Source organism: Methanosarcina sp. 1.H.A.2.2, assembly GCF_000979975.1.
GTDB lineage: Archaea > Halobacteriota > Methanosarcinia > Methanosarcinales > Methanosarcinaceae > Methanosarcina.
Genome location: NZ_JJQL01000080.1, coordinates 102,832 through 117,243 on the forward strand (window position 1 = coordinate 102,832; position 14,412 = coordinate 117,243).

The 14,412-nt window shown below is 41.3% G+C and carries 12 protein-coding genes; 4 read left to right on the forward strand and 8 right to left on the reverse strand.

Going from position 1 to position 14,412, the window contains the following annotated elements; all coding sequences use genetic code 11:
- The first annotated feature begins 286 nt into the window (after window positions 1-286).
- Window positions 287-2,224: a hypothetical protein gene (locus EO93_RS13340; protein WP_048162992.1), complete on the forward strand. Its 1,938-nt coding sequence runs from the start codon at window positions 287-289 to the stop codon at window positions 2,222-2,224.
- Window positions 2,225-2,316: 92 nt separating this feature from the next.
- Window positions 2,317-3,774 carry a lipopolysaccharide biosynthesis protein gene (locus EO93_RS13345; protein WP_048162994.1) on the forward strand — a complete coding sequence of 486 codons (1,458 nt, stop codon included), beginning with the start codon at window positions 2,317-2,319 and terminating at the stop codon, window positions 3,772-3,774.
- Between the two features lie 178 nt (window positions 3,775-3,952).
- Here the strand turns inward: EO93_RS13345 and EO93_RS13350 are convergent, their stop codons facing one another.
- From EO93_RS13350 to EO93_RS13375, 6 genes are all read right to left on the reverse strand, one after another.
- Window positions 3,953-4,960 carry a GNAT family N-acetyltransferase gene (locus EO93_RS13350; protein ID WP_048162996.1) on the reverse strand — a complete coding sequence of 336 codons (1,008 nt, stop codon included), beginning with the start codon at window positions 4,958-4,960 and terminating at the stop codon, window positions 3,953-3,955.
- 77 nt (window positions 4,961-5,037) lie between these two features.
- Window positions 5,038-6,252 (reverse strand): glycosyltransferase family 4 protein, encoded by a 1,215-nt coding sequence (locus EO93_RS13355; protein WP_048163001.1) that lies wholly within the window; start codon window positions 6,250-6,252, stop codon window positions 5,038-5,040.
- Between the two features lie 45 nt (window positions 6,253-6,297).
- Window positions 6,298-7,224: a glycosyltransferase family 2 protein gene (locus EO93_RS13360; RefSeq protein WP_048163003.1), complete on the reverse strand. Its 927-nt coding sequence runs from the start codon at window positions 7,222-7,224 to the stop codon at window positions 6,298-6,300.
- Window positions 7,214-8,263: a polysaccharide deacetylase family protein gene (locus EO93_RS13365; protein ID WP_082107660.1), complete on the reverse strand. Its 1,050-nt coding sequence runs from the start codon at window positions 8,261-8,263 to the stop codon at window positions 7,214-7,216. Before EO93_RS13365 ends, EO93_RS13360 begins: the two co-directional genes overlap by 11 nt.
- Window positions 8,247-9,320: a DUF354 domain-containing protein gene (locus tag EO93_RS13370; RefSeq protein WP_048163007.1), complete on the reverse strand. Its 1,074-nt coding sequence runs from the start codon at window positions 9,318-9,320 to the stop codon at window positions 8,247-8,249. The genes EO93_RS13365 and EO93_RS13370 overlap by 17 nt, the downstream gene beginning before the upstream one ends.
- A 602-nt stretch (window positions 9,321-9,922) precedes the next feature.
- Window positions 9,923-10,204: a hypothetical protein gene (locus tag EO93_RS13375; RefSeq protein ID WP_235284267.1), complete on the reverse strand. Its 282-nt coding sequence runs from the start codon at window positions 10,202-10,204 to the stop codon at window positions 9,923-9,925.
- Between the two features lie 250 nt (window positions 10,205-10,454).
- On the opposite strand from EO93_RS13375, the gene EO93_RS13380 reads away from it, so the two are divergent.
- Window positions 10,455-11,738: a UDP-glucose/GDP-mannose dehydrogenase family protein gene (locus EO93_RS13380; RefSeq protein ID WP_048133605.1), complete on the forward strand. Its 1,284-nt coding sequence runs from the start codon at window positions 10,455-10,457 to the stop codon at window positions 11,736-11,738.
- A 117-nt stretch (window positions 11,739-11,855) separates the two neighbouring features.
- Here the strand turns inward: EO93_RS13380 and galU are convergent, their stop codons facing one another.
- Window positions 11,856-12,749: a UTP--glucose-1-phosphate uridylyltransferase GalU gene (galU, locus tag EO93_RS13385; RefSeq protein ID WP_156161326.1), complete on the reverse strand. Its 894-nt coding sequence runs from the start codon at window positions 12,747-12,749 to the stop codon at window positions 11,856-11,858.
- Window positions 12,750-13,074: 325 nt separating this feature from the next.
- Here galU and EO93_RS17610 point away from each other — a divergent pair, with 325 nt between their 5' ends.
- Window positions 13,075-13,284 carry a hypothetical protein gene (locus EO93_RS17610; protein WP_156161327.1) on the forward strand — a complete coding sequence of 70 codons (210 nt, stop codon included), beginning with the start codon at window positions 13,075-13,077 and terminating at the stop codon, window positions 13,282-13,284.
- A gap of 129 nt (window positions 13,285-13,413) precedes the next feature.
- On the opposite strand, the gene EO93_RS13390 is transcribed toward EO93_RS17610, so the two are convergent.
- The coding region (locus tag EO93_RS13390) for a hypothetical protein (RefSeq protein ID WP_048163025.1) at window positions 13,414-14,412 on the reverse strand (999 nt) is incomplete at its 5' end.

A 14,412-nucleotide genomic window follows, 5' to 3' on the forward strand; every position in this document is an offset into this window, starting at 1 on the left:
GTTAAAAAAAGAATAAGGCATTAAGGACAATGCTGGGATTTAAAAAGAAGTAAAAGAGACCTCAATTAAAAAGAAAGAGAATTAGTTTAGAAGAGAATGGAGAAAAACAGCTATCAAGGCTTAAAGGAAATGTTAAAAGAAATTGCAGTCCGATAAAAAGGATAGTTTGGATTTTTGAACTATCCCCAGGCTAAAACCCTGGGGTTTTACGCTTCTTCTTATAAAAGAAAAATGCTTCATCGGGAAACTATATAATCCTAAAGAAAGTTGTTATGTTGAGGGTTGTATGGAAACTATAAAAAGGTATAAAGAGAGATTTACAGGAAATCTTGACACGATTCTCAGTGTAATGGGATTCAATTTAGGCGTGTTTATTGTTTCGTTATATTACCTGATCAATTTAAACCAGAAAGACATCGGAATTGCTGTGCTTTCTGCCTGCTTAATCTATTTTATATTTAGAAAAAAATTTAAAAATGAGGCCCCCATTTCCTCAGGAAAAGACAGGTTAAAGAATGTACTCAACCTTTCCTTTTATCTCGTATTCCTGATAAGTGTGCTCATATATAGCATGAACCTGTATTACAGGCCGATATCTTATTTCATCCTGATATGCATACTCGCAGGAATCATAGCTTCGGAAATCCTGTATGTAAGAGAAGGAGACAGGGTAACCTCAATACTACTGCAGATATTCCTTCTTTCAATCCTTATAAGAGCCGGAATCTATTATAATTTCCCAAGTCTCATGGGCTATGACGCTTATTTTCATGCAGGAATGGCAAAACTGATTACTGAAACAGGGGCTATTCCCCCTATTGAGATAAGCAATAAATATTTATATTATCCTCTTGCCCACATTTTTGTCTCGATAACCCAGCTTATGGGCGGACTGGATATCAAGGACGGATTCTTTTATTCTATAGGATTTGCCAATATATTCAGTACGGCAGGGATTTACCTTATAGGAAAGAAACTCGAAGGCCCTCAGATGGGCTTGCTTGCAGCTTTATTAATTAATTTGAATAATCACAATATTGTCAGCGGGATTACAAATATAACCCCGGGTTCCCTGGTTCTTTGCTACTTTATAATTATCCTGTATGCAATCTTTAGCGAAAAGCCGGGCCTGGTGCAGACAGGACTTCTTCTCCTGGCTACGGTTCTGATGGTGCTGACCCACCAGTTAACTACTTTTGTGGTTTTTCTGTCTTTAGTTTCAATTTTATTAGGGAAATACCTGCACAACCTCCTGTATGAGAGTTTACCCACTGCAGCAGCCAGTTTTAATTACCTCCTCTTTTTTGTGATTAGCCTGCAAACCTACTGGATGTTTACATATGTCACTCCGGAGACCTCCTTTTTTGAGATGATCTTCAAGCCTCTTATGGAAGTACTTCAGGTTGGATCCAGCTACTCAAGTGAGGAACTTATCGTGGGGACTGCAACCAATCCGGACTCACTGGAAGTACTGATACTTCACATAAGCTACCTTGCCCTACCTTTCTTCGCAATAGGAGGAGTTCTGACATGGTTTTCCCGCAGGGACGCCGAAAAAATAGATAAGTTCTCAATTGCTCTGGTTGTTGTAATTCTGTATAGCTTTGCTTACGGAATTCCTTTACTGGGCATGAGAAATTTCCTTACAAGCAGGTGGTTCCCGCTAATAGCAGTATTTCTGGTCCTGGTAGCTGCTTCATATATATTGAAGCTAACAAGCCTGTTTAACTCTAAAAAAGCAAAAATTTCTGCAATTTTCATCATAGTGTTGTTCTTCTCATTCGTAATGGTTACCACACCAGGTATTAATAAAGACAATCCTCTTGTAGGAAAAGAGACAACCGTAAGAAACCAGTTCAAGAACATTGAAATCCAGCCTGTGAAAACATTATCTGCCGTGTACTCAGGAAACATTCTGATGGATTCTCCCTATGACAGCTGTCTTTTTTACAGGGATCAGGGATATGATGCAAATAACGCAACATACTTCAATACAAACCAGATCGAATCGAGAGAAATAAGCGGCGATCGTATGGTATTGCTGAGAAGATCATCCCTGGGGGAACCAATATCCATAAATGACCCGAACAGATACGGGATAAACATAATCCAGCCATTACCAGTAGAGTTCTTCAACAGCTTCGAAGCTCCGGAGTATGCACTGGTATATGACAATGCAGAGGTACTGGCTTACCTTAAAGAAAATAAAGAAGTAAAAAAATAAAACTTCATCGGAAACTATTATATAAATCACCTGAGTGAAACCCCCTATCTACGGCAAAAACTGAATTGATATATTTCAAAGCTGGAAACCCCATGTCGAACTTTATAACTAACGTACTAAAGCTTATATCCGGAAGTGTTACTGCCCAGATTCTGAGTATACTTCTTATACCCATAATCACAAGAATTTATAACCCAGATGATTTTGGGATTTTTCAGCTTTTCATGTCAATCTCAGGCATACTTGTAATAGTTTCTACTTTTTCGTATCAATTTGCGATCATGCTGCCAAAAACAGAGGAGGATGCTGCAAATGTTGCCTCTGTATGCACCGTACTGGTAACTTTCATATCCTTACTGACAGGCATCGTAGTCTTATTTATTCCGAAAGATATTGAGATTTTTAACACCCCTGGAGTTTCAAGGTATTTACCTCTCCTTCCGCTAATAATATTCCTCAACGGTATGTTTTTTGTGCAAAATTACTGGCTTTCAAGAAAAACCCGGTTTGGAGTCATTGCAGGGTCCAGAGTTTCGAACACCTTAACATCAAAGGCATTTCAAATAGGATTTGCGAAATGGAGTATTACCCCATTCGGCCTGGTAGGCGGATTCATTGCAGGATATGTATTTGCAGATCTTGTCATGCTCAAGGGCATAAAAAAAGATATTCAAGTTTTCAAAAAGATCTCACTAAAAAGAATGAAAGAGATGGCCATTCAATACAAAAAATTTCCGTTATTCAGTTCCTGGTCATCGATCGCAAACACTATTTCTCCACAGGTCCCTGCTTTTTTGCTCGCATACTTTTACAGTACATCAGTTGTAGGGCATTTTTCACTTGCAAATCAGGTTGTAAACCTTCCAATGGGAATTGTAGGCAGCGCTATAGGACAGGTTTTTTTCCAGAAAGTAAGCGAAGTTAAGAACGGGAACGGGAAAGGAGACATGAAGGTTATAGTTGGGGAGGTTTATAAAAAGCTGATCTCGATAGGAATCTTCCCTATGATACTCCTGATTATTCTCGGAGAGCAGATCTTCACATTTGCTTTCGGAGAGGAATGGAGCATTGCAGGCACATATGTAAAAATTCTTGTGCCCTGGATCTTCCTGGTCTTTCTTTCTTCACCGATATCAACTCTCTATAATGTATTTGAGAAACAGACCGTCTGGCTTACCTTCAGTATAATTCTCCTGGTCTCAAGGATAGTAGCCCTGGTCATTGGGGGAACTTATGGAAGCCCTGAGTTCGCTCTTGCCCTGTATAGCTTTACAGGAATTGTGTTCTGGCTCTGGAACAATGCATACCTTCTGGGTCTTGCAGGAATTAGCAAGAAAGAAAGCATAGAGATCCTTATAAAATATGCGGCAATAGGCCTCATCGTTTCGATCCCATTAATTTTAATAGAAATGATTTCTTCAAGCTTTTACGTAATAATATTTGCAGCCGTCATCATAACAGTTATCTATTACGTAATAACCCTTCACGACGATCCTATATTCAGAAAAATGTTCTCAACTTTTCTTGTGAACGTAAGAAATAGGAACTGAGAAGGAGATTAAACCTCCTTCCCGGAAACAAAAAAAGGATTAAATTCCGATTTCAGGAAAAATATCCTGATTTCGGTTTTAGCTTATTCCGATTTTCGATAAGGAATTATTCTTTTCAGTGAGGAAAATATTCCTTTATATTCCTTTAAGCAAGAATAAAGTTCTCCTGCTTCTCCAATCATTCTGATTCTTCATGTGTAGCCTGGTATAATAACCTCATAAGGGAATATTTTTTGCTGCGCAGGGTTACTCTATAATAAGGGACAATCTTCGGGGAAAATCCCATAATAAAGTCCGTAAATCTTGGGATGTTTGCTGCCATTACATTCATATATTCGAAATTTCTGGACTTCAGGTCGAGAAACTCATTATAATAGAGAAGCGCATTTGGGCCCATTCTACCGAATTCAGGGTTAAGAGCTGAAGACCAGGTAATCGTGCATTTTTTACCATACAGGTTCAGATGAGAAGCAATTACTTCTCCTTCGGGAGTCTCTGAGACAAACATATAGCCAACATCTTTCTCCTGGATCAACTTAAATACCCTTTCAAAGAATTCCTTTGGCACAGGAGGTTCCAGATTTTGTTTATCATAGACAAGGGAAAGCAGGCGATAATAAGTTTCAGGGTCGTTTGAGACTCTCGTTTTAAGCCCTGCTTCCTCTGCGCTCTTAAGTTCTCTCCGGATTTTCCTAGAAAGATTACTATCTACATTTTCTTTAAGGTCGAGATGATGAGTATAATGTACACTCGACTCCCATCCTTTCCAGGTAAAAGGTCTTACGTCTTCAAGCCCGGGGGCAAGTGTAAGGGTAATGCTGTCGAATCCCTGATTGCAGAGGAATTCTCTAAGAGCTTCAAGGATCTCGTGTGTATCCTGCATACGTTTGCTAGCTTTAGAGCTGGCTCCCTCTTTTATAAGGGGACCGCAATAATCAGTCATATTACAGGTAGAAGATGCTACTTTCAGCATACCTTTGATGTTCTTAATGAAAATGGGACATCCACCCACAAGCTCACCGTTTCTGAAACAACCATAAATCTTTAAGTCTCTGGAAAGGACATCTCTGCAGATTCCCAGCCAGTCACTTGTGTGAAAGAGCGTACCGGGTTGAGCTTTTTCCACAAGCAGATCCCAGTCATTATATTCAGACTGTAATAATTCTCTGACTTCAATTTCGTCCATTTTAAGCCCCGTGTGAAAGACAATAATTTGTATTTTTGACAAGTTATAATAACATTCGAAAGACGGATTCCGGGCGTTCAGCCTTTGGGTCCCGATTTGCAGACCCCGTCTACCTGTTTCGCAACACTGTACCAGCTGTAATTTTCAGTAACATGACTTAAACCTTTTGAGCCCAGTCTCGCCCTCAATTCCCGATTATCAAGTAGCTTTGAGATAGCTTCTGCAAGGGCTTCCGGGTTTTCTGGAGGGACAGGAATTCCCCCTTCTGAAGCCTTAAGGACATCATCGACCCCGCTGATTGCACTCGCAACAACTGGCTTTCCGCAAGCCATATATTCATATAGTTTCAGAGGGGAGAGCCCTATTTTTGCGTTTCTGGCCAGGATAAAGGGAGCAGCGCAGATATCACTTGCATTGATGTACACAGGCACGCGGTCATAGGAAACCACACCTGTGAAAACAAACCGGTCTGCAACTCCGAGCTCCTTTGAGAGGTTGAGCAGCTCCTCTTTCATAACTCCATCGCCAACAATAAGGAAACAGCACTCAGGAGACCTGGAAAGTATTGAAGAAGCTGCCTTTACCAGATATTCTACCCCCTGCCAGGGAGCAAGGTTTCCCACAAAACAGATATAAGGAGTTTCCGCTTCCAGACCAAGCTCTTTCCTGCAGGCCTCCTGCTCAAGAGGTTTGAACAGGGAAGTGTTTGCTCCGTTGGATACCACAGTTATTTTGTCTCCTGGAATGTTGTAAGAACTCTCAAGATTCGCTTTTATTCCTGGAGTTACTGCGATTACCTTATCTGAAAGTCCAAGAGCTTTTTTCAAAACCGAAACCTTTAAGCTGGCTTTTGCAGAAGAAAAATACCGGGATAAATTTACCATTTGTTCCTCTTGCAAAGACTTCTCCTCACTGCACCTGGATTTGATAAGGCTGCTTTCATCCTCCGGGATTCCATTTAATTCATAAACCAGAGTTTTGCATCTGCTTTTGCAAAAGAGCCCGGCAAGAAAACCGAAATTCGGATTTCTGGTATACAGCACATCAAAAGTTTCGGAACCGACCAGACCTGCAGAGCTCCGGAAATAGTTGATTGTGAGGGTTAGAAGGCTCCCAGGACGTATATAATGGCAGCGGATATTGTCCAGGTTAGAAAGAGTAGACCTATCGGTAGTGAAGATATGGATTTCATTGCCCAGCTTTGCCAGGTTGCTTACAAGCTCATGCCTGTGGATAAGCGAACCATCAGCCAGGTAAAGGGGCCAGACTATATCCAGAAAGAGCATCTTCATACTATCACCTTCAATACATAACTCTTATAAAATATTTCAAGATATTCACCGCTCTCCCTGCTGGGTATCTGTAGAGTTACGGCTTAAAGCTCCCGAGATTCGGGAAAACAACAGCCTGAGGTTTAAACTTCTATAGTAAGCCCGTATTTCCATGTCCTTGATCTTTTTCTCCCTCTTAAGGGTTGAATTGAGATATCCATAGAGGTATGCAATTCCTGTGTAATAGGGAGACTTCAGAGTATAATAAAGCGTATTTAACAGAACCACAGGCAAATTCTTATCCACATAATAAGCCATCCAGCCGTTTTTTACATATCCTTTCCAGAGTCCCTCCCCTGCACTCGTCTTTCGTTTCTGGATTTCAACTACATCTGCGTACTGCTTGAGTTGCCAGCCCCGAAGAAGGGCTTTAATATTGGAAATGGAATCAGGGGATGGTTCTACCAGATAACCTTCAGTTTCAAGGAAACAGGATTTTCTCCAGAGCCTTCCTGTACCGCGGGGCAGATTTTTATCTGATACTTCTCGTGAAAGTTTGCCGCCAACATCATAGTAAACCCCTCCGCTTGCAATCCCAAGAGAGGAATCTTTTTCAAATTCACCCAGTAACTTTATAAAATAGTTTTCATCGAGTACGGTATCGGCGTCAAGAAGACCTATGTAATCATACTCAATGCAATTTTCCCTGCAGTAATCCAGTGCATGATCAAATCCCTGTTTGCAGACGTAGCTATAGTGAAAGGTTATATCTCTTGGCCTTGGAGGGAGCCTTATGCTCTGAATCCAGGAGTATCTTGCCTTCAGCCCTTCGAGAATGCGGGGAGTCTCATCCGTACTCCCATCGTCCACTATGATCCATAGTGCGGGTGTTACTTTCTGCCCTGTTACAGACTCAGAAACATCAGGAAGGTTTTCCTCTTCATTCCTTGCAGGTGTAATCAGCAGGTACTTCCCATTAGAATCAGAATTCATTCTCCCACCACCTGTAAATCTCTTCTCCGCTTGTCATCCATGCCCCTTTTTCAGAGCAGTACTGCAAAGCCTTTTCATAGAGTTTGATCCAGTCTTTTCTAAAACTGCACCCGAAAACGAAGTTATGCCACAGCAGGGTAATGACCCCATTGAACCTTGCTGTTGTATCTATCAGGTTCTTTGTGCATCTCCAGGCTTCCTCAAAAGATCTGGAATCTTTGAAAAGAGCGACATCCATTACAGTAAGCGGGATTTCCAGGATGCCTATTTCCCGATCTTCATTCAGATTATATGGTCTGAAAGGGTGACACATGCCGTTCCTGAAGCCAACTGAATCACTGTATCCGAAAGTTGAATCATAGCTAAAACCGGCATCTACAAGCAGTTCCCAGGTTTCAGGAGTTTTGAACCTGAGATAATGGTTGCGAAAACCTATGACTTTTTTACCCAGAACGTTTTCCAGCCTTTTTTTTTCACTTTTTAGCGCTTCAAGGTTGTTATATGAATAATATCCACCATGAAGACCAGCTTCCCAACCTCTATCGGAAATCTCTCCCAGATAGCTTTCTACATCCTCTATATCATATCTGAACCTTTTGGGGTCCTCTCTGCTGGCAATGAAGTAAAAAGAGGACTTTGCTCCAAAACCTGCCTCAAGATCCATGATTTCGGAAAAGTTAAGGTAAGGCGAGTGCTCAGGACCTCGGGATTTCCAGAGGAACTGAGCTGCCGAACTCCGGAAATCCAGATCTTTCAGGCAGTAGGCTGAGGACAGAAGGCTGTGGGAAAGAGGAGGGTAAATATCATCCATGTCATGAGTCAAACACACAGCAAAGGTTTTGTTTTCCGGAAATTCAACTTCCATCCCGTGTTCTACCAGGTATCTGGATGCCTCCGGCTCAGAGGCGTTTCTGAGGTCTTTCTCAGCAAAAAGAAAACGCCCGTGCTCATCGAGCTTTTCAGGTAAATACTCTTCTTTTCGGGAAAAAATATCCCATATCTTTGCGTTTTGCTTTAGTAAATCATACATAGCTCTCATCCGAAACCGCAGATACGGAAACCCCGGACTTTTTTCCAGGAAGACTCTCTATGAGTTCGACCATGAATTCGGTTACGTTAATTTTATCCCTGAGTAGGGTAGCTCTCTTGAGGCCCCAGGTCTTCTTAAGTTCAGGGTCCTTGAGAAGTTCCACAGCCTTTGTCAGGGCAGCTTCCGAATCGCTGTAATTGAAGAGCAAACCGTATTTCTCCTCGAGTTCCGAAAAGTTTCCCATAGTTCCCGCAAGGGAGGAAACATAGATAGACGGAGTTCCAAGAATTGCGCTTTCAACAGCCATGGTTGCCCCCTCACCCACGCATAGTGTGGCATAATAAAGAAGGTCATGGATTTTTTCAGAGGGTACCCGGATTCTGTATCGGTCAAATTCTTCTGCCAGTTTTCCTTCTGAAGAAATGAAAACCTTCCCGAATTTTTCGAGTTCTTTAATAAGTGCTAGCTTATTATCGATTCCATGCTGTCCTACATCATGGTGTGCGCCCCATGAAATAAAGCGCAGGATTATGAACGGTTCGCCCACCTCCACACCGAGTTCCTGTAAAACCTCAGGATTTGGGGAGAAATAAGCTGGATGAAGATATGCCAATTCATGATATCCGCTGTACTTGATCTGCTTTTTTCCTGAATCTTTTTTAAAGGATGTGGGCGTGCAGATAATGTCACAGAAAGGATAGGTCAATTTCTGGGCTATTTTTGCATGTTCAGTGTCATTAAAAATTATGGATTTTTTCCCCAGTGCCCACGCAACATGGGCAACAGTAGGGGAAAGAATGCCCATAATGAGGTCCGGATTAAACTGGCGAGCGATGTTATAAAGTTTAGAATCTCTTATGAACAACTCTTCAAACAGGTGAATCTTGCCCTGTTTGACCTTACTTAAAACGGTATGCGGGATTTTATAGGCATCTAATAACTCTATTACAACATCTTTATCCCTTGAGACAACCATAACCTGGTGTCCTTTTTTTTCAAGATTCCAGATAGTGTTTTTAAAAAAATGAACGTGGGCTGGATGCCCTATATCAACAATGACCCTCAAGATTTTCACTCCCGAACTGATCCCCCAATCATAATTCCATTAATTGAGGAAAAGGACAGCTTTTCTTGCGAGAAGGCAACGGTATAAAGGAAGGTAAGAAACGAATTTAAATGCCAAATCCAGAAACAGATCAGGCAAGATACTTTCGAGAAATCAGGGAGTCATTCTACTTCATCTAGACTTCATTTATTAGAGAAGCAGTCAGATAGACCCTGGTTCTTCCTAAGTTCCTTTTTTCCGAACCCAACTTCAGATTTTAATGTCCCTTAAATTTCCCCTGAGCTGATAATAGGTGATGGCAACTCCGACCCCCTCGGCATAGTTCCACCACATTACAGCGCCTCATTAAATTTAAATTTTTAATTCTGATAGGATCACTAACATAATACTATTATGCTTAAAAGATAAAGAGTTTAGAATAAATAGTTTTGGAAACTAAGATTCTGAACTAAGATCTGTAACAAATAAAAAACACAGATAATTCCGAGTTTTTCAGCTTCACAAACGAAAAAAATAACCTATTATTACCCCGTAACATTTTAGCAGGAAGGTCTCCCCAGAAGAACGAAGAAAACAACTAAAACGCAAAAAAATTAAAGGGTTTAAGGGGTTAACCCTGTAAAAATCATTTCCAGACACGCAAAGAGGAAATTGGTAACAAAACATATCAACAGAGGGTATATCCCCATATCAATAGAATCTATTGAAAAAGAGTCTTCTTTCAGGGAAACCAGAAGCATTTCCTTCATCCCCAGAAGAACGATTAGTCCCAGAACCGTTATCCTGTAAAATTCAGGAACTCCAAAGTCCGTGTAAACAAAACAGATGCCTGAACCAGGAAAATGATTTCCCAGAGCAAGATTTTCGGTACCCAGGATCAGCATTGAAAGCACTATAAATCCCCCAACTTATTATTAACGGTATTGTAAGAACATGTACTAAATTCTAACTATAGAAACCTATAAACTGTCAAACTATATAAATATTCAAACCGGTACGAAAAAGATAAGTATATGAAAGCCTGAAAACGAGAACCTTCAAAAACCAGGAATTGCAAAGAGATACAGCCTATCAAAAAATAAATAAGAATTGGGATCGATTACCTCTTCAATTCCCAAGAAAGAGGTTCAGATTATGAAAGTTTCGGTTATAGGTTCAGGGTATGTGGGTTCAGTCACTGCAGCCTGTTTTGCAGAGGTCGGACACGAAATCATCTGTGTAGATATTGACAGGAAAAAAACGGAGCAGATAAACGCAGGCATTCCCCCCATCTATGAAGAGGGGCTCGGAGAGCTTTTGCAAAAATATGCAGGAAAAAAACTCATAGCAACTACTGATTATGAATTTGCGGTCAATGAAACGGATATTTCCTTTATCTGTGTAGGAACACCTTCAGCCGAAGATGGGAGTATAGACCTTTCAATTGTCCGGGCAGCAGCAGCCAGTATCGGTGCAGCCCTGGCAAAGAAAGAAGGCTACCATGTGGTGGTAGTAAAAAGCACAGTAGTGCCCGAAACGACAGAAAAATTTGTCCTCCCGGTCCTTGAAGAAGCATCAGGAAAGACAGCCGGAAAAGATTTCGGTGTCGCAATGAATCCAGAGTTCCTCAGGGAAGGAAAGGCAGTCCAGGATTTCATGCACCCTGACAAAATAGTTGTTGGGGCAATCGACAGACGCTCAGGAGATCTGGTTTCCGAACTCTACAGGACCTTTGAATGTGAGATCACGCGTACAAGTCCAGCAACCGCGGAAATGATCAAATATGCAAATAACTCCCTGCTTGCAACCAAGATCTCCTTTGCCAACGAAATAGGAAATATTTGCAAAAAACTGGGGATCGATACCTATGAGGTCATGGAAGCTGTAGGGAAAGACTTCAGGATATCCTCAAAGTTTTTAAATTCCGGGGCAGGCTTTGGAGGGTCATGTTTCCCGAAAGACGTAAAAGCGCTTATAGGAAAAGCAAAAGCAATAGGATACGCTCCTGTGCTCCTTGAGTCCGTGATAGCTGTAAATGAAAGGCAGCCCCTTCTTATGACTGAAATTCTCCAGAGGAAAATAGGGGATCCTGCAGGCAAAAAGATCGCAGTCCTTGGACTTGCCTTCAAAAATGAAACGGACGACATAAGAGAATCCAGAGCAATTCCTGTGATTGCTGAACTCCTCAGGCTTGGAGCCAGAGTTTCGGCTTATGACCCGATGGCAACAGACAACATGAAGCGCGTCTTTCCCACAATCGAATACCTTGATAAGGCCTCAGATGCCCTTAAAGATGCAGATGCCTGTCTTGTGATGACTGAATGGGAGGAGTTCAAGAATCTCGATTCCGAATTCCAGGGCATGAAAGGAAAGATAGTTATTGACGGAAGGCGGGTAATTAAAGCGAAAAATGTGGATTATGAGGGACTCTGCTGGTGAAAATCAGCAGAAATTATCGCCCCCATTTATTACCTATTTATTAGATAGTCTTTTGGCTATCTTTTTTTAAATCGATCTTACTTGATGCTTCTTTTATTATCTGGTTTGTTATTACCTTTACTCTTTCTTTTCTGCCGGAACCTTTTCAACTGCCAGGATTTCGCGCAGGTACTCAAGTACATCATCTCTAAGGTTTTCATTCTTAAGGGCAAAGTCCACTATGGACTTTACATACCCAAGCCGGTCCCCGGTATCGAAGCGTTTTCCTTTGAACCTGCAGGCGTAGATCATCTGAGACCTGTTCAGGAGCCGGATGCCATCCGTGAGCTGGATCTCACTACCTACACCGGTTCCAGCTTCCTTTATGCAATCAAAAATTTCAGGAGTAAAGACATAGCGTCCGATTGCTCCGATATTGGAAGGAGCAGCTTCAGGAGAGGGTTTTTCCACAATATCCTCAAGCACGTACAGGGAATCATCAATAGGCTTGCCCTTTATAATCCCGTAGCTGCTCAGTTTTTCGTAAGGCACCTCTTCGACTGCGATGGTTGACCTTCCGTATTTTTCAAAGTTCTCGATAAGCTGGGCAGTGCAGGGTTTGTCGTTGACTATGATATCGTCTCCGAGAAGCACTGCAAAAGGCTCATCTCCGATATGGTTTTCTGCCCTTAGAACCGCATCTCCCAGACCATTTGGCTCTTTCTGGCGGATGTAGTGGATATCCACAAGGGAGGAGATGTTCCTCACCAGCTTCAGCATGTCGGTCTGGTGTTTTTTCGCAAGGTGCATCTCCAGTTCAGGAGAATCATCGAAGTAGTCTTCAATGGCCCTCTTGCCTCTTCCCGTGATGATAATTATGTCCTCGATCCCCGAGGCTATGGCCTCCTCCACGACATACTGGATGACGGGCGTATCGATGATCGGGAGCATTTCCTTTGGCATGGACTTGGTGGCAGGCAGGAAACGGGTTCCGAGACCTGCTGCAGGGATAACTGCTTTTTTTACTTTCAAGATGGACACTCCAGAAGAAGGGAAAAATTTCATTTGAGTAATTTCAGATATGTGTTGTTTACCTTGCACTCAATTCTCATTAATTTTTCCCTCTCCTGGGAAAGGTTAGTCTATCAGTAAGAAATTGATATTTTCAAGATACTCACATACTCGTATTCTGAGTGTTATTTTCTGCTCTGTGTACATTTTGCTCCTGTAAGCCTAGAAAACAAATTAGTTAGAGTGTTTCAAGGCGAAATATCAACCAGCAAATTGTGCGACAAGAAGATATATTATAGAGACGATCCTGAAACTGATATTATGTTAGAATTATAAATTTAACTGAATGTCAATTTTTGAAATTGATGGCGTTCTATGGAAATCCATAGACCCTTATCTTCCCCCACATAAACCGCATACAGAAAGGCCTCCAAGCATAAGGAAGTTAATAGACGTTCCGATAAAAAAGGGAAAACATCGATTATGTGGCTACAAGAGAGTAACAGGAGTAAAATTAAGCGTTTTAGTAGATTTAGAGGGTATAAGATACAGCTGAAATCCGAAAATACAATAGAAGAAGAAGAAGATAAAGTCCAATATTCCAGTAAATAAAAGGAGTCAGAAGAAAAAGAAAAAAGAAAGACCAATAAAGGTAAATCAGAAAGAATTGAGCTGATCCCAAAACTCAAAATTGCTTTTCTGAATCTCGAATTTGGAATGAACTTTGAACCTTCCATCCCCTGGCAGTTAAATTATTTGCATGTGCTATTCCTGTAGTTGATGGTGCAGCATTTCCAGTTAAATCTAAATCCCCACCATTAGTATTATAAGAATCCAGTGTTTGGAGTACCCCATCTACTGCTGTTTGATTTAATGAATTACGACTAGCATTTAAATAAAGTAAACCGGGATCATTGGAAATATCTAAACTTGTGAGGTCATTATTATACATATTCACAGTACATTTTCTACCAGCAGGGAAACAACCAGAAAAATTAGCAGCATTATAATGATTATTGGCTGATAGAACGCTTTTCAAATTTGTTGAAGTCAGGTGCAGAGCACCGCTTTGATTACCGTTCCATATATAACAGTCTTTGAGAAGTGGAAACTGATTGACCGGGAAGGTGCTGGTCATCTGCGGGTTATCTCTAACACATATATGCCATATCTGAGCTCCTGTAGTACCCCAATTTATTGTATATGTTGAACTTCTCTGAGATGCTCCACGAAGATCAGCCAGAGAAGGAGCTTCTGAGAGATCAAGATAAGAAATGTTGCAATTTTCAAGACAAAGCCTGGTCAGAGATGGAACGTTACGGAGTCTGATGGTAGCCAGTGATGTACAATAAAAACACTCAATCGTATGCAGTGCCGTGAAGTTATTGAAATCCAGCGCAGTTATTGGATTATAACTCGAAGCCCATACCTGGAGGTATGGCGCAACATTTTCTAAACCAGTAACAGCTATTACATTCTGTTTTTTTACATTTTCTATTGTACTGGAACCTGGAGTTACTCCACCATCTGAACCATCATAACCTATATTGATTTTAGTTACTGCACTCCATGGAGTTACTACCAAAGTGTTTGCTCTTGTTCCCTTTGAACCAAAATTTACAGAAGGAGACGGAGAATCAGATGTTGAACCGTCACCAAATACCCATTGAATTTTAGGATTACC

Excerpts from the sequence above, each read along its gene's own strand:
- EO93_RS13375 (WP_235284267.1), bottom strand. The coding sequence starts at position 10,204 with ATGCTGATCCTGGGTACCGAAAATCTTGCTCTGGGAAATCATTTTCCT.
- EO93_RS13380 (WP_048133605.1), top strand. The coding sequence starts at position 10,455 with ATGAAAGTTTCGGTTATAGGTTCAGGGTATGTGGGTTCAGTCACTGCA.
- EO93_RS13365 (WP_082107660.1), bottom strand. The coding sequence starts at position 8,263 with ATGAGAGCTATGTATGATTTACTAAAGCAAAACGCAAAGATATGGGAT.
- EO93_RS13340 (WP_048162992.1), top strand. The coding sequence starts at position 287 with ATGGAAACTATAAAAAGGTATAAAGAGAGATTTACAGGAAATCTTGAC.
- EO93_RS13360 (WP_048163003.1), bottom strand. The coding sequence starts at position 7,224 with ATGAATTCTGATTCTAATGGGAAGTACCTGCTGATTACACCTGCAAGG.
- EO93_RS17610 (WP_156161327.1), top strand. The coding sequence starts at position 13,075 with ATGTCAATTTTTGAAATTGATGGCGTTCTATGGAAATCCATAGACCCT.
- EO93_RS13345 (WP_048162994.1), top strand. The coding sequence starts at position 2,317 with ATGTCGAACTTTATAACTAACGTACTAAAGCTTATATCCGGAAGTGTT.
- EO93_RS13355 (WP_048163001.1), bottom strand. The coding sequence starts at position 6,252 with ATGAAGATGCTCTTTCTGGATATAGTCTGGCCCCTTTACCTGGCTGAT.
- EO93_RS13350 (WP_048162996.1), bottom strand. The coding sequence starts at position 4,960 with ATGGACGAAATTGAAGTCAGAGAATTATTACAGTCTGAATATAATGAC.